Genomic DNA, 23,740 nt, shown 5'->3' with positions numbered 1-23,740 from the left:
AATTAGCAACTATTTCTAAACTATTACCTAAATTTGCTAGAAATAATTTAAACTATGTTTAGCCAAGGTCAATTAGTGTTTGCAGGCTTGTTTTTTGTAGCATTTATTATCGCTGCATTTTACGCCTATCGAAAAGATATTAGAATTCATAAACAGTTTTATCAAGGAAATTACAAGATTCTGATAGGATTTGGAATTTTTATTGGAATTTTATTTTTGATAAAAGTATTTTTTAAACGTTAGTTTTTTTTTAAAATAAACAAATAATTCTGGCCACATAATGCGTTCTGCATTTAATGCAAATGATTCAATACTAATGAATAACAATTGTACTTGTTTAGTTTTTTATTCGAAAACAACTAAAAATACAGCTGTTGATTGTCGTATAAACGTCCTTAAATTCAAACCAAAACTTGCAGCTGCACCTCCTTTATCTAGAAGACACTCTATATTTATTTAGCGCTTTCTATGACTTGTAAATAAAATCTTTAACTTTACAAAAATTAACAAACCTGTATATTATGAGGATTTTAAAATACTTATTTCTTTTATTATTGCTAAGTTTTGTGGCTTTATCCATTTTTGTGGCAACACAAAAAGGAGATTTTACCGTTGAAAGAAGTCAAATTATAAATTCTCCAAGAGCTACAGTATATAATTTTATTAATGATTATAGAAACTGGGAAGATTTTAGTTCATGGATTCTTGAAGATCCTGAAATGCAGATTACGTATCCTAAAAAAACAATTGGTCCAGGAGCTACCTTTTCATGGCAAGGAAAAGATGGAACCGGTGACATGTTAACTGTTTTTGTAAAAGAGAATGACAGTATTTCTCAAAAAATGAATTATAACGGAACATCATCATCCGTTTTTTGGAGTTTTAAAGATACAATTGGTGGAACCAAGGTGACATGGAAAACAACTGGGAAAATGAGTTTCACCATGAAAGTTTATACAACCTTTAAAGGAGGAATAAATAAAATTATAGGAAAAACGTATGAAAAGAGTTTAGCAAACTTAGACAAAACTCTTGATTTTGAAATAAATACTTTTGCTGTAAAAGTAAATGGATTGGCACAAAAACTCGGAACATTTTATTTGAGACAAACCTTTACCAGTGAAATTTCAAAGGTCAATAAAAATGCTCAGATCGTATTCCCAAAAATAATTGCTTTTTGCGATAAAAATAGTATTGAACTAAATGGAAAACCATTCATAATTTATCACACTTATGATGCCGTAAGCGGATTGACTAAATTATCTTTTTGTGTACCCATAAAAAACCAAATTTTAACGAGCTCGGGAAGTGATATTTTAACTGGAAAACTAGAAGCATTCGACGCCGTTAAAACAACTTTAACGGGCGATTATTCGCATAAAAAAGAAGCTTTAGATAAAACAATAAAATACATTAACACTAATAAAATAGAGATTAACCCTGCATTCTCTCACCTAGAGAATTTAATTATCAGTAAAACAGAAATTAAAAACCCTTCAAAATGGGTTACGGAAATTTACTATCCATTAAAACCCAAAGTAATTCCTGTAGCTGCGATCCCTCGCGCTGTTGTCAAAAAAGAAGAAGCCGTAAAAACACCGGCACCAGTAATAAATAAGGAAGAAGAAGAGTCTGAATTTTAATGTTTTTTTTTACTGTTTAAACCTTTTTAATAAATTCTATTCTAACTCTTAAATAATCGTTTTGCAAGAAGAACAGGAATTTATAAATCATTTGTTGAACCCTAAAACGCAAAATCAAGCGTTTCAGCGGTTATTACAGGATTATCAGAGACCGTTATACAATCACATTCGTAACATTGTTTTGAATCACGATGATGCGGATGATGTATTGCAAAATACTTTTATAAAAATATTTCAAAATCTGAAAAATTTCAAAGGAGAAAGTAAACTTTTTTCATGGATGTACCGTATTGCAACTAATGAATCCTTGACGTTTTTAAAACAAAAATCAAAAACAAGCGGTATCTCATCTGAAACGTTACAAAACAAAACGATTGATAATCTGGAAGCCGATGTGTTTTTTGACGGAAATGAAATCCAAATAAAATTACAAAAAGCGATTGCATTATTGCCTGAAAAACAACAATTGATTTTTAAAATGAAATATTTTCAAGAATTGAAGTATGAAGAAATTTCGGAAATTCTGGGAACCACCGTTGGTGGATTAAAAGCATCTTATCATCTCGCTGTAAAAAAAATTGAAGCTTTTGTTTCGACAAATTAAACCTTTTAGCTTTAACACTGTCTAAAATATATTATGAAAACATTTAAATTAGAGAACAAACCTAAAATTGAAGCTGGATTTAAAATTCCAGACCACTATTTTGAAAATTTTTCAGTCAAAATGATGGCGCAATTGCCTAAAAACGAGCCAAAAGTAATTTCTATATTTCAAAAAAGAAAAAGTTTAGTACTGATGGTTGCAGCTGTTTTAGTATTTGCTTTAATGATTCCATTTTTTGGTTCTTCTTCGACAAACACAAAAGAAATAGATGCTGCGGAGTTAGAAAATTATATTACATATCAATCTAATGTTAATCAATATGATTTAATAAGTGTATTAGAATCCGAAGATATTAATAACATTCATACCAGTATTGTTTTAGAAGATGAAGCGATAGAGGAACAATTATCAGTAAATTCAAACTTAGAAAATCTTATTTTAGAATAAACAATATTATAAAGCTTCCATTTAAAGCCATATTTAAATAAATAAAAAATGAATATAAAAAAATTAATACCGGTATTATTGCTATTGGTTTCTTTCAACTTTTACGCTCAAGGCGAAAGCATGAAAGAGAAAAAAGAGCAAATAAAAGCCTTAAAAGCTGCTTTTTTCACGACCGAATTAGACTTAACAACTAATGAATCCGAAAGATTCTGGCCGATCTACAATACATTCGATGACAAACAATTTGAACTGAGGCATCAGAAAATGAGAACCTACATGAGACGCATGAGTGATGGATCTCTAGATAAAATAACTGAAAAAGAAGCCAATACCTTTTTGGCTCAAATAGAAGATACGGAAGAAGAGTTGTTTTTATTGCGAAAAAAATTCATGCAAAATGTAAAAACAATTTTACCTGCTGTAAAAATAGTTAAACTTAAAAAAGCGGAAGAAGATTTCAACAGAAAATTGCTACAACAATATCGTAACAAAGGTCATAAAAAGTAATATTATTTATTTTTATTAATTCAAAAATACCTTAAGCCTTGATTTATTTGGACTTAAGGTATTTTTCGTTATTTAAATCTGATGCGAATCATTTTATTTTGTCCCGCTGCAATTGCCGTCTGCTTATCTATAAATCTAATCGTATTAAGAGTGGAATCCGTTGATATTTGTTTCCATGAAATACCACCGTCCAAGGAATAATACACTCCTGAAAAACCTACAGTCACCAACCCTTTACCATTACTCTCAGGGATATATTGAACACAAGAAGCGTATCCGAAAGCTTGATTTTCTGCTGTTAGCCTCCATGTTTTTCCACCATCTAGGGTGATCGCTTTATTAGAAAAATTTTGATTTCGCACTTCATAATCTCCTCCGGCAATAAATCCGGTTTGAGCATCATAAAAATCTGCAGTAAAAATTCCGGTCATTGATTTCCCTTGCACTATTGGCGTATCGTACACGGTCCATGAATTTCCAGTATCAGGAGAATAAAAAACTCTTGATTTTTTTCCACCGGAGACAATCCAGGTATTATTCCCTTTGATTATAATATTAGTGTTACTAGCGGCAAAAGCAGCTTCTCCAACAATCACCTTTGGTAATTTATTAGCCGGCACCTTATGCCATGAATTTCCACCGTCTCGTGTAATAATTATGTTCAGACAATCTGCAATTGGGTCTCCCATCGCAATACCTTCCCTATCATTCCAAAATTGCATGCTATCATAAAACACTTTCTCATGATTTTCCTGATATACTAATTTTGTTTCTTTTCCGTTTTTTGAAATTTGATAAAGTAGCGCTGGATTTCCAACATTTAGAATAAAAATATGCTTTTTTGTTTTCGCGTTACTTCTAAACTCAAGGTCCAAAGAATCTTTGATAATTTTGCTTTCAAATTTTTGATTATTATCCAAATCAAAAAAACCAAATCTTCCTTTATCAGCAGCAAACCAAATTTTATGTGCATCAATTAAAATAGCCCGAATGCTTATTTTATCCTGAAATAACGTATCTACTATAACAGATTGAAATTCAACCTTAGCATCATTTTTGACCGCAAAATTAGCTGTTTTACAGGATAACACGACACTTGAAATGAATAGAATCAAAAAAAAAGTTCTCATTTTATATAAATTTTATGGCTAATTTACAATTATTAATATGAACAGTAAATAACGATCCAATTTATTGGCACAGTAATTGGATAATCAAAAAAAGAATAAACCTAATCCAATTAATTATGAAAACTAAACTTTTACTACTGAGCCTATTGACCTCTGTTTTCGCAACACAAATACAGGCACAGGATCGAACATCAGTATATGCAATGAATAATGAAATTAGTGACAATCTTGATTTGAGAGCTGTTGCTTCTATTTTTGGTGACTCAAGAAATCTACAGGATTTTGAACGACGCCTGAATGATCCTGAATTACAAATATCAAATTTAGATTTGAATAATGACAATGAGGTGGATTATTTAAGAGTTATTGAAACTGTCGAAAATAGGACTCACCTAATTATCATTCAATCTGTTATCGATCGAGACGTTTATCAGGATGTTGCTACAATTGATGTCGAAAAAGACAGAAACAACCAAATTCACGTTCAAGTAGTAGGAGATGTGTACATGTACGGTCAAAATTATATTTACGAACCCGTTTACTACAGCACACCACTAATTTATGCTTCATTCTGGTCTGCTAATTATAGTCCTTATTATTCCGCGTGGAATTGGGGTTATTATCCTTCGTATTACTACGCATGGAATCCATTCCCAATTTTCAGATATAGAAATAATATTAACATTAGTTTGAACATCAATAACAATTATAATTATGTTAATTATCGAAGAAGCGAACGTGCAATCGTGCTTCACAATTCTAGACGTTCAAACGGTTATGAAAGACAACATCCAAATTATTCTTTTTCCAGAAGAAATGCTAATGTATCCAACCGCTATGAATTAGAACAAACAAGGGGCTCCAGAAATGAATTGGGTTCTTCAAACAGAAGAACAGGGTCTCAAAACAGAACTAGTTCATCAAGAGAAGTAACACCGCAAAGGTCTGGATCTTCTCGAGATTACTCTCAAAACAGAACTAATCGTGCAAGTGAGGCAACGCCACAAAGAGGAAACGCTACAAGAGATTATTCTCAAAACAGAACTAGTCCTTCAAGTCAGGCAACGCCACAAAGAGGAAACTCTACAAGAGATTATTCTCAAAACAGAACTAGTCCTTCTAGTCAGGGAGCGCAACAAAGAGGAAATGCGACGAAAGATTATTCGCAAAACAGAACGAATCCTTCTAGTCAGGCAGCGCCACAAAGAGGTAACTCTACAAGAGATTATTCTCAAAACAGAACTAGTCCTTCAAGTCAGGGAGCGCAACAAAGAGGAAATGCGACGAAAGATTATTCGCAAAATAGAACGAATCCTGGTAGTCAAGCAGCGCCACAAAGATCAGAATCTCAAAGCAGAGGCAACTCTTCTCGACAAGCTGCTCCACAAAGAGCAGAAGCACAAAACAATGGCAATTCTTCTAGACAAGCTGCGCCGCAAAGAGTAGAATCTCAAAGCAGAGGTAATTCTTCAAGAGAATCAGCTCCACAAAGAAATGAATCTCAAAGAGGCAATTCATCAAGAAATGACAACAGAAGATCGTAAAAAACTGCATTAAAAAACGTAAAAAACACGGCTAATAGGGCCGTGTTTTTTTTTATTGGATAAAAAGCGCTATTTTATTTTAAAAGTGTAAATTTGACAAGTTTTTTAAAAATAATACATGAACGCATCGCAGAAAGACCTTCACAGTAAATGGACATTAGGTGGATTATTAATTTCATTAGGAATAATTTACGGTGATATTGGAACTTCGCCTTTATACGTAATGAAAGCTATACTTGGGGATCATGTCATTAATGCCGATATTGTTTTAGGTGGAATCTCTTGTGTTTTCTGGACACTTACTTTACAAACTACAATAAAATACGTCATTATTACACTAAGTGCTGATAATCATGGTGAAGGTGGGATTTTTGCTTTATACGCGTTAGTCAAAAAGACGAAAATCCAGTGGTTAATAGTTCCCGCAATCATTGGGGGAAGTGCATTACTAGCTGATGGAATTATCACTCCTCCTATCTCAGTATCTTCTGCTGTTGAAGGAATAAGAACCTATTACCCTGATATAAATACAATACCAATTGTTATAGGGATCTTATTTATACTTTTTACCATTCAACAATTTGGAACCAAATTAGTCGGTAAATTTTTCGCACCCATGATGCTAATTTGGTTTGGAATGCTTGCAGTTCTTGGAATCACGCAAATTTCGCAACACACTGAGGTATTAAAAGCCATTAATCCGTACTACGCTTATCATTTATTGACCATTCACCCAGAAGGTTTTTTTGTTTTAGGATTTGTATTCCTTTGTACAACTGGTGCTGAAGCATTGTATTCCGACATGGGTCATTGCGGACGAAAAAATATTAGAATCAGCTGGATCTTTGTAAAAATTGCTTTAGTGCTTAATTATTTTGGCCAAGCCGCTTATTTAATACATCACGAAGGGGAAACATTACAAACTTTAGGTGGAAAAAACGGAAATCCATTTTACTTAATAATGCCAGACTGGTTTCAACCTATAGGAATCATTATAGCTACACTTGCAGCCGTAATTGCTTCCCAAGCATTAATTAGTGGCTCATTTACTCTGATAAATGAGGCGATGCGATTGAATTTTTGGCCCAAAGTAAAAATAAAATATCCTACTGAATTAAAAGGGCAATTGTATATTCCGTCTATTAACTGGTTATTATTTTTTGGATGTGTTGGAATCGTATTGCACTTTGAAGAATCCAGCAATATGGAACATGCATACGGTCTCGCAATTATATTATGTATGATAATGACCACTATTTTACTGAATTTTTATTTGATAATGAAACGAGTGAAATTATATTTTATAGTGCCGCTAATTACCATTTATTTAATAATTGAATTTAGTTTTCTGGCGGCCAACATTACTAAGTTCGCTGATGGTGGTTACGTAACTCTTTTTATCGCGATTACCTTAATAAGTATAATGACGATTTGGTATTTAGCTAAAAAAATCAACAAGAGCTACACCAAAATTGTCAAAATTGAAGATTACAAAAAAGTACTCGTTGAATTAAGTACTGATTTAACAATACCGAAATATGCAACACATTTAGTTTATATGACTAATGCGGGCAGAGTAGATGAAATTGAAGAAAAAGTAATGTATTCGATTTTACAAAAAAGACCTAAAAGAGCTGATATTTATTGGTTTGTACACGTCAATATATTAACGGAACCGTATAAAACCGAATATAAAGTAACCGAAATTGTCAAAGATGACTTGTATCGTGTTGACTTCAATTTAGGTTTTAGAGAGCCTACAAAAATAAACCTGATGTTTAAAGAAGTAATTAAAGATATGGTACAAAAAGGAGAAGTAGATATCACCAGCAGGTACGAATCTTTGAATAAAAATAACATCATTGGTGATTTCAAATTTGTATTATCTGAAAAATTCCTTTCAAATGATAGTGATTTGCTTTGGCATGAAAAAATAATTATGAACTCCTATTTCTTTATTAAAAAACTAAGTTTATCCGAAGAAAGAGCTTTTGGTTTAGACAGTAGTTCGGTAAAAGTGGAGAAATTTCCAATGGTACTGCATGCTCCTGAAAAAATAGCGTTGACAAGAGTAAAGTAATCTTCCTGTTTTTTAAAAATATATAAAAACATTGTATTTAATACGATGTTTTTTTATACCAAAAAATTAAAAAACAACATTCATTATTAAAAATATAACATTCAATCAATTAATAGTACCTTTGCACCTCAATTATTTAAAATGAGATTACACAGAAATTTAGTTTACACCACAATAGACGCATTAAACGCCATTTTTAACGAAGGTGAATATGCTGATAAAGTGGTAGCCAGATCCTTAAAAAAAGACAAACGTTGGGGAAGTTCTGATCGAAAGTTTGTCGCCGAAACCATCTACGAAATTGTACGTTGGAAAAGATTATACGCAGAAATAGCCGAGGTTAAAGAACCTTTTGACAGAGATAACCTTTGGAGAATGTTTTCTGTTTGGGCCGTTTTAAGAGGCTATCCCATTCCAGATTGGAGACAACTGGAAGGAACTCCAGAACGAAAAATAAAAGGACGCTTTGACGAACTATCCAAAGTGAGGGCTTTAAAAGAATCTATTCCAGACTGGATGGATGAATTGGGAGTTAAAGAATTAGGTGAAAAAGTCTGGGCAACAGAAATTACAGCTCAAAACCAACCTGCTAAAGTGATCCTAAGAGTCAATACACTTAAAACTACCAGAGAAGCGCTACGTGCTATTTTGATGGATTTAAACATTGAAACAGAAACGTTGAAAAATCAACCAGATGCTTTGGTACTCAAAGAAAGAGCCAATGTTTTCTTGACCGATGCTTTTAAACAAGGTTTCTTTGAAGTTCAGGATGCTAATTCACAATTAGTAGCCGCTTTTCTTGATGTTAAACCAGGAATGCGTGTTGTTGATACATGCGCCGGTGCAGGTGGAAAAACACTTCATATCGCGTCGTTGATGGAAAACAAAGGACAGCTAATCGCTATGGATTTGTATGAAAGCAAATTGAAACAATTAAAAATAAGAGCTAAAAGAGACGGTGCTTTCAATATTGAATACCGAATTATTGACTCGACAAAAATAATCAAAAAATTACACGAAAAAGCAGACCGTGTTTTAATTGATGCACCTTGCAGCGGTTTAGGAGTTCTAAAAAGAAATCCAGACGCGAAATGGAAATTAAAGCCTGAATTTATTGATAACATTCGTAAAGTACAATCGGAAGTTTTAGAAAGTTATTCTAAAATTGTGAAACCGGGCGGAAAATTAGTATACGCCACTTGTTCTATATTGCCATCAGAAAATCAAGAACAAATTGCTCGTTTCTTGACAACTGACATTGGAAAACAATTCGATTTTATTAAAGACCAAAAAATCCTGGCTTCAGAGTCTGGTTTTGACGGATTTTACATGGCTTTGTTAGAAAGAAAAGAAAGTGTAGATCAGAAAGAAAAAAGAGTACAGAAAGAAATCGAATAGAATATAGAATTTTCAGATTACAGATTATAAAAAATTCCTCGAACAAATCGAGGAATTTTTTTATGTGTTTTATCTAAGTTCTTTATGCTATTCTGTTTTCTTCTTAATCATTCATTGAAATTAAAAACTCCTCATTATTTTTCGTTTTCTTAAAACGATCGTTGATGAAATCCATCGCTTCCACTGGGTTCATATCCGAAAGGTATTTTCTCATAATCCACATTCTTTGCAAGGTTTTTTGATCCAATAACATATCGTCACGTCGTGTACTAGAAGAAGTCAAATCGATAGCTGGGAAAATACGTTTGTTAGCAATTTTTCTATCCAATTGCAATTCCATATTACCAGTACCTTTAAATTCTTCAAAGATAACTTCGTCCATTTTCGAACCGGTTTCAGTCAATGCAGTAGCAATAATACTTAATGAACCTCCATTTTCAACATTTCGGGCGGCTCCAAAGAAACGTTTTGGTTTTTGCAATGCATTCGCATCCACACCACCACTTAACACCTTACCTGAAGCAGGCTGAACCGTATTATAGGCTCTGGCCAAACGTGTAATAGAATCCAATAAAATCACTACATCGTGACCACATTCTACCAATCGTTTCGCTTTTTCAAGAACGATATTCGCAATTTTAACATGCTCTTGTGGTTCTCTGTCAAATGTGGATGCAATTACTTCCCCACGTACACTACGTTGCATGTCTGTAACTTCTTCCGGGCGTTCGTCTATCAATAAAACAATCAAATATACTTCTGGATGATTTGCCGCAATTGCATTGGCAATTTCCTTAAGCAACATCGTTTTACCAGTTTTAGGCTGTGCCACGATCATTCCGCGCTGTCCTTTTCCTATTGGCGAAAACAAATCGATAATTCGTGTTGAAATAGTGCTTTGTTTCTCTGCTAATTTGAATTTTTCTGATGGAAAGACAGGCGTTAAATGTTCGAATGATACTCGGTCACGAACCACTTGAGGATCGTGTCCGTTTATTTTTAAAACGCGTACTAATGGGAAAAATTTCTCCCCTTCTTTAGGTGGACGAACCACTCCTTTTACAGTATCTCCGGTTTTAAGACCGAACAATCTAATTTGTGAAGTCGATAAATAAATATCATCTGGTGAGGCCAAATAGTTGTAATCCGAAGAACGCAAGAAACCATATCCATCAGGCATCATTTCAAGAACACCTTCGCTTTCTATAATTCCGTCAAATTCAAAATCAGAAGCAGCAAAATTATTTTTCTTGTTTTTAAAATTTGGATTTGAATTTCCACTACCATTTCCGTTTTGGTTTGGGTTGGGATTTGGATTCTGCTTGTGTAATTGGTTTGGATTTATTTTTTTTACAGTAGTAACAGCAACATCTGTTTTTTCTTCAACTGCATCATCAGCAATTGTTTCATTCTCTGCACTTGCTTCTTTTAACTCTTCTTTATCCTTTTTTAAAGCAATTTTTTTTTCGTAAGCTGATTTATTAAATTTAATAATTTTACTGGATTTTTTCTCATCGCCTTCAAATTCTGTTTTGGAAGCCGGTTCATCATCTGAAATAACCTCAATTGGAAGAATATTTTCACTGGGAGCATTTGCTTCAGTTATTACTTCTTCCGTTTCAAAAAGAGAATTTTTTACTGATTTTTGAATAGCCACTTTTATTACCGGAGTAATTCGAGCTCTTTTAGGCTTATCGTCTTCAAAATTACTTTCCACTATTGTATCTAATGTTGCCTCAACATTAGCTCCTTGATGCTCTAAAATTTGATTGATTAAAATCTCTTTTTTTACACCGTTAAATTTTATGGTTTTAGCTGATTTAGCTATTTCTTGAAGCTCAGAAAGCTTCATTTCTTTTAATGCAGAAATATCAAACATGAATGTTCTATGAGTTTAATTAATTTTTGGAAAATAATGTAAAAGATAGGCAGTGAACTTTATTTTGAATCAACCGCAGTATGAAGTGCTTACGGTATTATGATGCAATAATACGAATAAAATTTAATCAGACAATAGTATTTATTAAAAAGAAAATATATTTTTGCAAAAGATATTTAACAAATGATACAAAGAATTCAAACTATATATTTACTACTTGCTTTTGTAGTGACGGGCATCTTACTCTTTTTTATTCCATTATGGACAATGAACGATGGTAAAGAATTTTATTTCATGCAAAGCCAAGTGTATACTATATTGCTCGGATTGAGTACCACATTGACTTTATTAAGTATTGTTTCCTATAAAAAAAGACAAAATCAATTTGTTATTGGCAGATTGAATATCATATTAAATTTGATTTTATTAGGATTGTTTGTATATCGTTCACTAAATCTATCTGGAGAAACACCTGCTGTTTCAGAGAAAGGTATTGGGATGTTTCTACCTGTAATTGCTGTCGTGTTATTGGTCTTGGCCAATAAAGCGATCAAAAAGGATGAAGATCTTGTAAAATCTGTGGACAGATTGAGGTAAACCTATAAACTTTAGTTTATTAGTGCGAAGAGAACCCGAATGTAACAATTCGGGTTTTTTTGTGTCTAATGTTTTTATTTGAGATAAAAAAAAGAATAAAAATCTTATAAAATGATATTATCCGATTTTTTTTATAAATTTGAAAATAGTAATTAAAATATGGTACAAAAAATTAGAATCCATCTTGCTGATGACCATCAAATACTTATTGATGGCATTCGTACTTTGCTACATACTCTTCCTGATTTTGAAGTCGTTGGATTCTCGCTCAGTGGAGACACTATTTTTAATGAAGTTACCGAAAACCATGCCGATATTCTTATTTTAGATATTAATATGCCCAAAAAAGATGGAATCGAAGTTATTAAGGAATTTGCCGAAAAAGGATTTCCTTGTAAAATCATTGTTTTATCCAGTTACGATGATTTAAGATTAATAAAGGAAGTCATGAAATTGGGCAGCAGTGGTTATTTGACAAAAAAATGTGCCGGCGAAAATATCGTTGAAGCAATTCAGGCGGTGTTTAGAGGCGAAGAATATTTTTGTAAATCGGTACGAGAAAAAATATTTCATACAGTCACAAAAGACAATCTGAAATTAATCAAAAATGAGCCTGCAATTCATTCTATTTTAACCGATCGAGAATTAGAAATCATCACATTAATATCTCTTGAATATAGCGGAAAAGAAATTAGTGAACAATTGTTCATCAGTATGAATACGGTCGAAACCCACCGTAAAAATATAATGAAAAAACTGGATGCAAAAAACTCTATCAGTCTGGTAAAATACGCCATTAAAAACAAATTAATTAAATCTTAAGTTGTCAATCCGAACTACGATTTGTTTTTAACCAAAAACAGCAATAAACAGAAAAAATTAAATTATCTATGCGGTACGAACAACTTGTTATAGTATTGATTTTGCTACTTAGCTTCTGTGGAATTACTGTCTCAGCTCAAAAAAAATTACCCCTAAAGAAAGAAATTACCCAACTCACAAAAGAAGCCAGTGAGCTAATGAAAGTCGGTGATTTTGAAAAATCATTAATAAAATCAAGACATGCCCTGACCCATGCGATTGCTTTGAAAGATGACAATCTGATTGCGGCAACGTATAACTTAATTGCTGCAAATTTTGACCAATTATCTGAATACGACAAAGCCTTTTTTTATTACAATAAAGGACTATCCTACGCAAATAAAACCAATAATGATGTTTTGAAAAATTGGATAAGTAATAATTTGGGGAACATTTATTGCTTTAACAAAAAACAATATGAAAAAGGAATTTATTACTACAAAAAATCGCTGCAATACAGCACAAAAATTAATGATTCTGCTCAAATAGTTTTTACTAAACTCAATATAACTTGGGCCTATTTCGACATTGGTCGCTATGAAGAAGGGTTTCCCTATTTAAAATACATCAACAAATACCACGAAAAGTTTGGCGACGAATCGACCATCGTTGCCTTGAATATGCTAAATGGAATGTATTATAGTCATAAAAATGACACACAAAAAGCGTCGTTTTTTTTTCAAAATGCCATCAAACTAGGTAATAAAGGAATGGAAAAATCAGATTTATCCTATTCACATCATGAATATTCTAAATTTTTATTAAAAAATGGAGATTATGAAAATGCTTATAAAAATCTTGCGCTTTACAATGCTCTAACGATTCAGTTAAACAATGAGGAAAAGCTCAACAAAGCAAATGTTGCCGGAATAAATCTCGAGATTGACGAATACAAAAGAGAAATTGATAAGATAGGAAACGAGTACAAAACCAAAGAATATGTACTTCTACAAGAGCAATCCAAAAACAAAAAAATTGTGATTGCCATAATTATTGTTTTGTTGTTTTTCTTTTTCCTTTTTTACATTTTCTCACAAAACTCAAAACTAAAACAAAAAAATAAATTTAAAGACATACAAAGCCAACTGCAACAAAATACAATCAACGCATCTATCAACGGACAAGAATTAGAACGAAAAAAAATCGCTTCATTTTTACATGATAACATTAGTGCATTGCTATCCTCGGCAGGATTGCACCTCAATGCATTTACCTCTCAAAACCAAACTAATGCAGCAGAAATCTTAAAAACTAAAGCAATATTAGAGGAAGCACACGATCAAATAAGGGATTTATCCCATGAATTAATGCCAACGCTATTAGCCCGATTTGGTTTATTTTACGCATTACAAGATTTATGCGATAAAAACTCAAACTCAGTGATTCAATTTAACTATTCTGTTGTGGTACCTACAAGAACACGGTACAACGAAGATTTTGAAATGAAAATGTATTTTATCATAATGGAACTACTAAACAATATCACAAAACATAGCTGCGCCACCCTGGCTAATCTAACCATTCAAGAAAACAACAAATCACTCCAAATCACAGTCGAAGATAACGGTAAAGGGTTTGATACCGAAAAATTCTATATTCTGGAAGGTTTTGGAATCAACCAAATTAAAGCCCGAATAAATAGTTTAAAAGGAACTATTCTAATAAATTCAAAGCTTAATTCCGGAACAACTATTGCTACTGAGGTGCCTATTACCTATCAAAAAAAATTAATTACACCCGTTTTTCCATCTCAATAATTTCCATATCCTTGATTTTTTCGCCCTCAATCACAAAACGCAACATCGTACGTACTTGATGAAAACCACTTTTACCAGCCGCTCCGGGATTCAAGTGCAATAAATTGTATTGCTTATCAAAGATGACTTTCAGTATGTGCGAATGCCCGCAAACAAATAATTTTGGCGGGTTAGTTTTCATCTCTGTTTTAATATTGGGACTGTATTTGCCAGGATAACCACCAATATGCGTAATCCAGACATCGACCCCTTCACACATAAAACGGTTGTGCAATGGGAATTCCAGTCGCGCCTTCGCATCATCAATATTACCATATACACAACGCAACGGTTTCAACTTTTTTATGGCATCCGTTACCGCTAAATCCCCAATATCACCCGCATGCCAAACTTCGTCAGCTTGTGCAACATATTTCAAAATCGTATCATCAATGTGACTGTGCGTATCGGAAAGCAGAAGTATTTTTTTCAAAGTATTTTTTTTTGGAGCAATTTCCAGCTATCCGTTTCAATCTTTATTATTTTAAAGAAAAAATAATAAAGGATTTCCACTGCAAATGTTTACATTCACTGAACTCCTATGAAAATAAAAGTTTAGTGAAGTAATCTGGGCTAGGATTTTGGGGTAAAAATAAACATTCGGATTCCAAATAAAAAATCAAATCGAAACTTACCAAACTTTGCCTCTTAGTGATTTCGTGGCAAAAAAATTAATAAGTATCTTTGTAGCTTCAAAAAAATTCACTTGAGATATTTCATCAAATTAGCATACAACGGAACTCATTATCACGGCTGGCAATACCAACCGAATGCTGCTTCTGTTCAAGAAACGATGAACAAAGCGTTTTCGGTGCTATTGAATACAACCATCAATCTTATGGGAGCCGGAAGAACAGATACCGGCGTTCATGCCAAAGAGATGTATGCTCATTTTGATTTTGAAACACCATTTGATGTTCCCAGTTTAATGCACAAACTCAACTCCTATTTGCCCAAAGACATTGTCGTTTATGACATTCTTCCGGTTCATGATGAAGCGCATAGTCGTTTTGACGCTACAAAAAGAACCTATGAATACCATATTAACACTTTTAAAGCAGTTTTTTTGCAAGAGCAAAGTTGGTATTTCCATCAAAAGCTAGATCTTGATTTGATGAATCAAGCGGCAAAATTACTGTTTAATCACTCTGATTTTCAATGTTTTTCGAAAGTCAATACAGATGTAAATACTTTTGACTGCACAATTTTTGAAGCCAATTGGAAATTAGAAAACGGCAATTTGGTTTTCACCATTTCGGCAAATCGTTTTCTACGAAATATGGTTCGTGCCATTGTGGGCACATTAGTAAACATAGGTTTACACAAGATTACACTGGCTGATTTTACGGCCATCATAGAAAGTAAAAACCGTGATAAAGCTGGTTTTTCGGTTCCGGCGCATGGTTTGTATTTAACCAAAATAGAATACGATTACATTACGCAATAGCCCTGATAGCAGTGAAAATCCTGTCATTGAGAGGAACGAACCAATGACAGATTGCAACGAATAGCAGGAACAGCTCCAAAAAATATGAAAGCAAAAGCATTTGATACCCGATTATTTAAACGAATTTTAAAATTCACGAAACCCTATCAATGGCGTTTTAACGGCGTGATTATTTTTGCCGTTTCACTGTCTATTTTTGCGGCATTACGTCCTTATTTATTGAAACAAACCGTGGACGGTTACATCGCAACTCAAGACCAACAGGGATTATTACTGTATGTTGTCCTAATGGGAATTGTACTTTTACTCGAAGTATTCTCGCAGTTTTACTTTGTATATTGGGCCAACTGGCTCGGGCAAGACATCGTAAAAGACATTCGAACAAAATTATTTCGTCATATTTTAAGTTTCCGAATGAAATATTTTGATCACGTTCCCGTAGGACAATTGGTTACACGTTCGGTTTCGGATATTGAATCTATTGCCAGAATTTTCAGCCAGGGATTATTTATGATAATTAGTGACTTGATGAAAATGGTGGTAGTACTGGCTTTTATGTTTTACATGAACTGGAAACTGACTTGGATTGTGATTATCGCAATGCCAATTCTGGTTTATTTTACCCGAATTTTTCAACGCAAAATGCAAGTGGCTTTTGAGGAAGTGCGTACCCAAATTGCCAACATGAATTCCTTTGTGCAGGAACGCGTAACGGGAATGAAGATTGTTCAACTTTTTAACAGAGAAAATATTGAGTATGAAAAATTTAAAAGTATCAACGACAAACACAAAAAAGCTTGGATAAAAACCATTCTTTACAACTCCATCTTTTTCCCTATTGCCGATATTATTTCATCTTTAACCCTTGGTTTTATTGTATTATATGGAGGTATCAAGATTTTAAACGGGGATAATTTTACTACGTTTGGAGATTTATTTTCGTACACGATGTTCATCGGAATGTTATTCAATCCGTTGCGTCAAATTGCCGATAAATTTAACGAGATGCAACTGGGTATGATTGCGGCAAATCGTGTTTTTGACATTTTGGATACCGAAGATCAAATTCAGGATACCGGGATTATCGAAGCGCCAATCTTTAAAGGCGATATCCAATTTAAAAAAGTTCGTTTTGGGTACATTCCTGATGAAGAAGTGATAAAAGGAATTGATTTAGAAGTTAATGCGGGTCAAACGATTGCTATTGTAGGGTCTACAGGTGCTGGAAAATCTACAATTATTAATTTACTGAATCGTTTTTATGAAATTAACAGTGGTTCGATTTACATCGACAGTCATAATATTGAGAATTACACATTGAGTTCCTTGCGAAAACAAATTGCAGTAGTATTGCAGGACGTCTTTCTTTTTGCCGATACCATTTTCAATAACATTACCTTGAATAATCCTGAAATTAGCCGAGAACAGGTTTTGACAGCAGCCAAAAAAATTGGCGTTCATGAATTCATCATGACTTTACCAGATAATTATGATTTTGATGTAAAGGAACGTGGAGTTATGCTCTCATCAGGTCAGCGCCAATTAATTGCTTTCTTAAGAGCGTATGTTAGTAATCCAAGTATTTTAATTCTCGACGAAGCCACATCATCAATCGATACCTATTCCGAAGAATTAATCCAACGTGCTACGGAAACTATTACTAAAGGCAGAACTTCCATTGTAATTGCACATCGCTTGGCAACAATTGTGAATGCAGATAAAATTGTGGTCATGGACAAAGGGCTTATTGTAGAACAAGGTACGCACCAGGAATTAATCAATCAAGAAAGTGGGTATTACAAGAACTTGTATGATTCCCAATTTTCAGTGGCGAATTAAATGTCTTAATCGCAAAGGGATAAAGAGCTAAGCGCTAACAAATAAAGATGTTTTTCTGAAAATTTTATAGTTTACCACTTTATTAGTTTGAAACTTTCTCAAAACAGAATAAATCCTTAAATTCGCACAATCGATTAAACAAGAAACACACACAAAATGGAAGGCACTTTTGCTTCGATCATTTTACAATTAAAAAAATAAATACTTAGAAAATGAAATACGATATTATAGTTTTAGGAAGTGGTCCAGGTGGTTATGTTACAGCTATTAGAGCATCACAATTAGGCTTTAAAGTAGCTGTAATAGAAAAAGAAAACTTAGGCGGAGTGTGCTTGAACTGGGGTTGTATACCAACTAAAGCGTTGCTAAAATCAGCTCAGGTGTTTGATTATTTAAAACACGCCTCTGATTATGGATTGACTGTTTCATCATTTGACAAAGACTTCCCTGCTGTTGTGCAACGCAGCCGTACTGTCGCTGACGGTATGAGCAAAGGAGTTCAATTCTTAATGAAAAAAAATAAAATCGACGTGATTGAAGGTTTTGGAAAACTAAAACCAGGAAAGAAAGTTGATGTAACTGACGCTGCCAATAAAGTTACTGAATACAGTGCGGATCATATCATCATTGCAACAGGAGCGCGTTCTCGCGAACTGCCAAACTTGCCTCAGGATGGTGTAAAGGTAATTGGTTATAGACAAGCAATGACATTGCCAACACAACCAAAATCGATGATTATTGTTGGCTCTGGAGCGATTGGAGTTGAGTTTGCACATTTCTACAACTCGATGGGAACCGAAGTAACTATTGTAGAATTTATGCCAAATGTAGTTCCCGTTGAAGACGAAGACATTTCGAAACAAATGGAGCGTTCGTTGAAAAAAGCAGGTATCAAAATCATGACTAACTCAACAGTTGAGAAAATTGATACAGTTGGAGCAGGTGTCAAAGCCTTTGTAAAAACAGCAAAAGGAGAAGAAGTGCTAGAAGCTGAAATTTTACTTTCGGCTGTGGGAATCAAAACCAACATTGAAAACATAGGATTGGAAGAAGTAGGAATCGCTACTGACAAAGATAAAATTTTGGTAAATGCATACAATCAAACCAACATTCCCGGATATTACGCCATTGGTGATGTTACGCCAGGACAAGCATTAGCGCACGTAGCTTCTGCCGAAGGAATTAATTGTGTGGAGAAAATTGCAGGATTACATGTAGAACCGATTGATTACGGAAACGTACCGGGTTGCACGTATGCAACTCCAGAAATTGCATCGGTAGGATTGACTGAAAAACAAGCAAAAGAAAAAGGATACGAATTGAAAATTGGTAAATTTCCATTCTCAGCTTCAGGGAAAGCAAAAGCTGCCGGAACACCGGATGGTTTTGTAAAAGTAATTTTTGATGCTAAATACGGTGAATGGTTAGGATGTCACATGATTGGTGCCGGCGTTACCGATATGATTGCTGAGGCCGTTGTGGCACGTAAACTGGAAACAACAGGTCACGAAATATTAAAATCAATTCACCCACACCCAACAATGAGCGAAGCTGTAATGGAAGCTGTGGCGGATGCTTATGGTGAGGTAATACACTTATAGAATTCAGATTGTAAAGTAACGTTTTTTGATTTCAGATTTATTTATCCGATTTGTGAAAGCAAATCGGATTTTTTTATGTAACCAAATCCAACGCAAAGCCTACATTTTGTGGGAATTTAACATATTAACATTTATTTACAAATCAGGGTTATGAACCTATTCAATTCTGCTCTATATTTGTATTTCGAGCCATTTCACTAACTCCATTGCGATTATATTGTACCCTAAATGAATACTGAAACCAACCGTTTTTCAAATACACTACACGAAAACCAAAATAAAAATTGGGTAAGAGCCATCGACTCTTCCAAGATTATCAATTGGATTGATGATCTGTTCAAAATATTATTTCCGGAGAAAGCAATGGAAACCATTCAAATCGAATTGCTTTTGGACCAAAATAAAGCCAACTTTATTGCCATTCTTTCGGAGATTGTAAAAGACAAAACTGCCAATGAAATTCTGGATGACACCGAATCTTTTTATACCGCGCTTCCGGAATTGTACCAGTCGATGCAAAAAGATGCGCAAGCCATATTAGATACAGATCCTGCTGCTGATTGTATTCAGGAAATCATCAATTCCTATCCCGGTTTTTTTGCTATTGAAGTCTATCGTATTGCAAATGCAATTGCTTCCCGAACCTCGTGTATGCTTCCGCGAATTCTTACCGAATATGCCCATAGCAAAACCGGAATCGACATTCACCCAAATGCCACCATCGACGTTCCATTTATGATCGATCATGGCACCGGAATTGTCATTGGCGAGACCACAATAATAGGAAAACATGTAAGTATTTATCAGGGAGTAACTTTGGGAGCGTTGCAAGTCGAGAAAAACATGCAGGAAAAAAAACGCCATCCGACCGTAGAAGACCATGTAATTATTTATGCCAATGCCACTATTTTAGGCGGAAGCACCATCATAGGAAATCATAGTATTGTGGGTGGAAATACGTTTATTACAAAGAGTGTGAATCCGTATTCATTTGTCATGCAATCCAATAAAAACACTGTTTTGAACCAGCAGGAAATAAAAGACATTAATTTTTTCTCCATATAATCACTGTGAAATACAACAACATACTCGAAACAATAGGCAACACGCCACATGTGAAAATCAATCGTTTGTTTGGTCCCAGTCATAATGTCTGGATCAAACTGGAACGTGCTAATCCAGGAGCCAGCATCAAGGATCGAATCGCTCTTGCGATGATTGAAGATGCCGAATCAAGAGGATTATTAACAGCAGGAGGCACTATTATTGAAGCCACTTCCGGAAATACAGGAATTGGACTCGCAATGGTTGCTGCCGTAAAAGGCTATAAATTAGTGCTGGTAATGCCTGATTCCATGTCTATAGAAAGACGCCGACTCATGAGCCTTTATGGTGCCGAATTTGTATTGACCCCCCGAGAAAAAGGGATGAAAGGCGCACTGGAAAAAGCACAGGAGTTAGTAAAAGAACTACCAAATTCTTGGTCACCGCTTCAGTTTGATAATCCTGCCAATATTGAAATTCATAAAACAACGACCGCCCAGGAAATCATTAAAGCATTCCCTGACGGACTGGATTACTTGATTACCGGCGTAGGAACCGGCGGACACATCACGGGTTGTGCCGAAATATTGAAACAACACTTCCCCAACCTAAAAGTATACGCTGTAGAACCCGAAGCTTCGCCAGTTATCAGCGGGGGCGCACCGGGTCCCCACCCTATTCAAGGCATTGGAGCAGGATTTATCCCCTCCAACTTGCATACGAATTTACTGGACGGAACCATCCAAGTGAGCAAAGATGAAGCATTTACCTATACCCAAAGAGCCGCAAAAGAAGAAGGCATGTTCATAGGAATATCTTCTGGAGCATCACTGGCAGCAGTGGCCAAAAAACTTCTCGAAATTCCCGAAAACGCGAAAGTCCTGACTTTTTGTTACGACACCGGCGAACACTATTTAAGCATCGAAGGCTTATTTGTATAAATAAAATCACCTTTACAATACGAACCGCTTTGTGAATACAAATCGGTTTTTTTATGCCATTTGTTTTTTTTGGGCGTATCCTTGTTCCACCACTATTTTATAAATAACTTTACTTAGTACCGGAACAAGGTCAGGCTGTACGCTACAATCTTTTATTGCGCTTCACTTCATAAAAGGATTTTCTCTACCATCCTTCACGCAAAATAGACTTAATAGAAACTTCAATTTCTAATTAAAGTACCAAAACAAATAAAAAGCTATTCTTAATGTTTGAAAAAAAATATTAACGTCTTTTGAGAGCCATTTAGTGAAACAAACCTTTGACAATCTATTTCAAAAGGCTGCACTTACAAAAATTCTTTCCGCTAATATATAGGTTGTTTCCAGTCTTTTCATAAAACCTCTTCTGTATGTCCGAAGTTTGTATTAATTTGAATTGCAATATAATGCACAAACCGGTCACTGTCGTACTTATATGGTACTTGTTCTTTTAAAAAATAGATCTTCTATAATAGATCGGTCTAGCCAAATTTTAACTTGCACTTTTTTTGGTAATTATTTGGAAAATTTAAGTAATTATCTTACGAATTATTTTAATAATTTACAAAGAGTGGGTACGTGATCTGAATAAATTAATTCCACGTAAATTCAAATATTCTGAATTTAATTATTTAAGAAGTTTTTATGGATGATCATTTTGAGGAATTGCTAGATAACTGTAATTGAAAAATATCTTTGCAATTTAAAATTATAAATAAATGATAGTTTCATGGGATCAGTCCTAAAAGTTGTGGGGAAATGTTAAAATAAGGATATTTGTATTTCCAAATCAGATACAAATGCAAGATTCTTATAGCGAACTTATCAAATTATTATTACCAGAAATTATTGTTGAATACTTTGAACTTACTTCTTATCAAAAAGGAGAAGAAATACTTCATCTTTACTTAAAGGAGATCAATTCAATCCCTAAAGAATACCGACAATATAAATTAAGTTCCAAAGGATTCTTTGACGAGATAACCGTTCAGGATTTCCCAATTCGTGGACACCAAGTATACCTTCATATCACTCGCAGAAGATGGCTTAATGAAAATACTGGGCAAGTCGTTTTCAGAGATTGGAATTTAGTAGCAGACGGAACTCGGGTAACACAAGAGTTTGCGTCTTTTTTAAAAGGGATCAATAGATTCCAGACCTAATGACTGTAATGCTATTGCTTCTTTTTACGGAGTTACGGGTAAAAAACTGCAACATCAATACAAAGACTTCTTAAGTGATTTCAAAACTTGGAATCAACTATCACACGCAAACAATGGCTTATTTTTCCAGAAAATTTAGGCAAACGTTTATCGATAGACGGAACTTCACTCTCCAATGGTGAACTCTATACTATTTTGACCAATAAAGCAGCAAAAGGAAAGAAAGGAACTATAGTTGCCATGATTGCTATAACTAAAGCCGACACTGTAATTTCTATTATTGAAAAAATTCCTCTCAAAGCACGCAATCAAGTCACAGAGATTACGCTGGATATGGCAGCTAATATGGGATTAATTGCTAAGAAATGTTTTCCAAATGCAACAAGGGTAACCGACCGCTTCCATGTTCAAAAACTGGCTACAGAAGCTTTACAAGAAATAAGGATCAAATACAGATGGCAAGCCATAGACCAGGAAAATGAGGGAATAGAAAAGGCCAAGAAAAACAAGAAAAGGTTCGAGTCTGAAGTCTTGGCTAATGGAGATACTCTTAAACAATTACTGGCCAGAAGTCGCTATTTCTTGTACAAAAACAAATCAAAATGGTCGGCAAACCAAATAGAACGTGCGGCATTATTATTTGAATTGTATCCTGAAATTCAAAAAGCATACAATCTAACGCAAGACTTGCGCAACATCTTTGAAAAGACAACAGATAAAATAATCGGATTTGCAAAATTATCCAAATGGCACGAAAAAGTAAACCAATCCGGGTTCAAATCCTTTAATACAATCTCTCGATCTATAGTGAATCACTATCAAACTATTTTGAACTATTTTGATAACAGAAGCACAAATGCTTCGGCAGAATCTTTCAATGCTAAAATAAAGGCATTTAGAGCTCAATTCAGAGGAGTTAGAAATATAGAATTCTTCCTTTTTTAGACTAACTAATATTTATGCTTAATTTTTATCGCTCCACAGGTTTTGGGATTGATCCATTGATCCTTAAAATGCAGCAGTATAGATATAAAAAGCAATTTATCTCATACTTATTAAACACAAAAAACCCCATTTCGTAAGAAACGGGGTTTTTCAAAAGAAAGGCGACGACATACTCTCCCACATAACTGCAGTACCATCTGCGCAGGCGGGCTTAACTACTCTGTTCGGGATGGGA

At 34.2% G+C, this 23,740-nt stretch carries 20 protein-coding genes and 1 rRNA gene; 17 read left to right on the top strand and 4 right to left on the bottom strand.

The window, feature by feature from the left end:
• The first annotated feature begins 521 nt into the window (after positions 1-521).
• The 4 genes from ACNQGJ_RS05425 to ACNQGJ_RS05410 all read left to right on the top strand — a co-directional run bounded on the left by ACNQGJ_RS05425 (position 522) and on the right by ACNQGJ_RS05410 (position 3,201).
• Complete coding sequence (locus tag ACNQGJ_RS05425) at positions 522-1,643, top strand: SRPBCC family protein (protein ID WP_417971959.1); 1,122 nt, start codon at positions 522-524, stop codon at positions 1,641-1,643.
• 61 nt (positions 1,644-1,704) lie between these two features.
• Entirely contained in the window at positions 1,705-2,247 is a 543-nt protein-coding gene (locus ACNQGJ_RS05420) for an RNA polymerase sigma factor (protein ID WP_417971957.1), read from the top strand.
• 33 nt (positions 2,248-2,280) lie between these two features.
• Positions 2,281-2,694, top strand: a complete 414-nt coding sequence (locus ACNQGJ_RS05415) for a hypothetical protein (RefSeq protein WP_417971955.1) — start codon at positions 2,281-2,283, stop codon at positions 2,692-2,694.
• 48 nt (positions 2,695-2,742) lie between these two features.
• Positions 2,743-3,201 carry a sensor of ECF-type sigma factor gene (locus ACNQGJ_RS05410; protein WP_417971953.1) on the top strand — a complete coding sequence of 153 codons (459 nt, stop codon included), beginning with the start codon at positions 2,743-2,745 and terminating at the stop codon, positions 3,199-3,201.
• A 68-nt stretch (positions 3,202-3,269) separates the two neighbouring features.
• Here the strand turns inward: ACNQGJ_RS05410 and ACNQGJ_RS05405 are convergent, their stop codons facing one another.
• Entirely contained in the window at positions 3,270-4,331 is a 1,062-nt protein-coding gene (locus tag ACNQGJ_RS05405; RefSeq protein ID WP_417971951.1) for a sialidase family protein, read from the bottom strand.
• A 116-nt stretch (positions 4,332-4,447) separates the two neighbouring features.
• Between ACNQGJ_RS05405 and ACNQGJ_RS05400 the strand changes: the two genes are divergently transcribed.
• From ACNQGJ_RS05400 to ACNQGJ_RS05390, 3 genes are all read left to right on the top strand, one after another.
• Entirely contained in the window at positions 4,448-5,875 is a 1,428-nt protein-coding gene (locus ACNQGJ_RS05400) for a hypothetical protein (protein WP_417971949.1), read from the top strand.
• Positions 5,876-5,993: 118 nt separating this feature from the next.
• Positions 5,994-7,955 carry a KUP/HAK/KT family potassium transporter gene (locus ACNQGJ_RS05395; RefSeq protein ID WP_417971947.1) on the top strand — a complete coding sequence of 654 codons (1,962 nt, stop codon included), beginning with the start codon at positions 5,994-5,996 and terminating at the stop codon, positions 7,953-7,955.
• A gap of 141 nt (positions 7,956-8,096) precedes the next feature.
• Positions 8,097-9,353, top strand: coding sequence for an RsmB/NOP family class I SAM-dependent RNA methyltransferase (locus ACNQGJ_RS05390; RefSeq protein WP_417971945.1), 1,257 nt, complete (start codon positions 8,097-8,099; stop codon positions 9,351-9,353).
• A gap of 103 nt (positions 9,354-9,456) precedes the next feature.
• Here ACNQGJ_RS05390 and rho read toward each other — a convergent pair whose 3' ends face one another.
• Entirely contained in the window at positions 9,457-11,232 is a 1,776-nt protein-coding gene (gene rho, locus ACNQGJ_RS05385; RefSeq protein WP_417971943.1) for a transcription termination factor Rho, read from the bottom strand.
• Between the two features lie 183 nt (positions 11,233-11,415).
• Between rho and ACNQGJ_RS05380 the strand changes: the two genes are divergently transcribed.
• The 3 genes from ACNQGJ_RS05380 to ACNQGJ_RS05370 all read left to right on the top strand — a co-directional run bounded on the left by ACNQGJ_RS05380 (position 11,416) and on the right by ACNQGJ_RS05370 (position 14,447).
• On the top strand, positions 11,416-11,829 hold the full coding sequence (locus ACNQGJ_RS05380) for a DUF4293 family protein (RefSeq protein ID WP_417971941.1): 414 nt from the start codon (positions 11,416-11,418) through the stop codon (positions 11,827-11,829).
• Between the two features lie 159 nt (positions 11,830-11,988).
• Positions 11,989-12,651 carry a response regulator gene (locus tag ACNQGJ_RS05375; protein WP_417971939.1) on the top strand — a complete coding sequence of 221 codons (663 nt, stop codon included), beginning with the start codon at positions 11,989-11,991 and terminating at the stop codon, positions 12,649-12,651.
• Positions 12,652-12,719: 68 nt separating this feature from the next.
• Positions 12,720-14,447, top strand: coding sequence for a tetratricopeptide repeat-containing sensor histidine kinase (locus ACNQGJ_RS05370; protein ID WP_417971936.1), 1,728 nt, complete (start codon positions 12,720-12,722; stop codon positions 14,445-14,447).
• On the opposite strand, the gene ACNQGJ_RS05365 is transcribed toward ACNQGJ_RS05370, so the two are convergent.
• Entirely contained in the window at positions 14,422-14,919 is a 498-nt protein-coding gene (locus ACNQGJ_RS05365) for a metallophosphoesterase family protein (protein ID WP_417971934.1), read from the bottom strand. The genes ACNQGJ_RS05370 and ACNQGJ_RS05365 overlap by 26 nt on opposite strands.
• A 273-nt stretch (positions 14,920-15,192) precedes the next feature.
• Here ACNQGJ_RS05365 and truA point away from each other — a divergent pair, with 273 nt between their 5' ends.
• The 7 genes from truA to ACNQGJ_RS05330 all read left to right on the top strand — a co-directional run bounded on the left by truA (position 15,193) and on the right by ACNQGJ_RS05330 (position 23,505).
• Complete coding sequence (truA, locus tag ACNQGJ_RS05360; RefSeq protein WP_417971932.1) at positions 15,193-15,933, top strand: tRNA pseudouridine(38-40) synthase TruA; 741 nt, start codon at positions 15,193-15,195, stop codon at positions 15,931-15,933.
• An 84-nt stretch (positions 15,934-16,017) separates the two neighbouring features.
• Entirely contained in the window at positions 16,018-17,772 is a 1,755-nt protein-coding gene (locus ACNQGJ_RS05355; RefSeq protein WP_417971930.1) for an ABC transporter ATP-binding protein, read from the top strand.
• 212 nt (positions 17,773-17,984) lie between these two features.
• A complete protein-coding gene (gene lpdA / locus ACNQGJ_RS05350) occupies positions 17,985-19,373 on the top strand; it encodes a dihydrolipoyl dehydrogenase (protein WP_417971928.1) in 1,389 nt (462 codons plus the stop codon).
• Positions 19,374-19,601: 228 nt separating this feature from the next.
• The gene (locus tag ACNQGJ_RS05345; RefSeq protein WP_417971926.1) at positions 19,602-20,438 is read left to right on the top strand and encodes a serine O-acetyltransferase; all 837 of its coding nucleotides are present in this window, start codon (positions 19,602-19,604) and stop codon (positions 20,436-20,438) included.
• A gap of 5 nt (positions 20,439-20,443) precedes the next feature.
• Entirely contained in the window at positions 20,444-21,358 is a 915-nt protein-coding gene (gene cysK, locus ACNQGJ_RS05340) for a cysteine synthase A (RefSeq protein ID WP_417971924.1), read from the top strand.
• 839 nt (positions 21,359-22,197) lie between these two features.
• Positions 22,198-22,560, top strand: a complete 363-nt coding sequence (locus tag ACNQGJ_RS05335) for an ISAon1 family transposase N-terminal region protein (protein WP_417971922.1) — start codon at positions 22,198-22,200, stop codon at positions 22,558-22,560.
• A gap of 87 nt (positions 22,561-22,647) precedes the next feature.
• On the top strand, positions 22,648-23,505 hold the full coding sequence (locus ACNQGJ_RS05330; protein ID WP_417971920.1) for an ISAon1 family transposase: 858 nt from the start codon (positions 22,648-22,650) through the stop codon (positions 23,503-23,505).
• Between the two features lie 156 nt (positions 23,506-23,661).
• On the opposite strand, the gene rrf is transcribed toward ACNQGJ_RS05330, so the two are convergent.
• Positions 23,662-23,740, bottom strand: a 5S ribosomal RNA gene (gene rrf / locus ACNQGJ_RS05325); the annotation flags it as partial.

This window comes from Flavobacterium cryophilum (assembly GCF_048286555.1).
GTDB lineage: Bacteria > Bacteroidota > Bacteroidia > Flavobacteriales > Flavobacteriaceae > Flavobacterium.
This window is presented reverse-complemented; position numbering and strand designations above follow the sequence as displayed.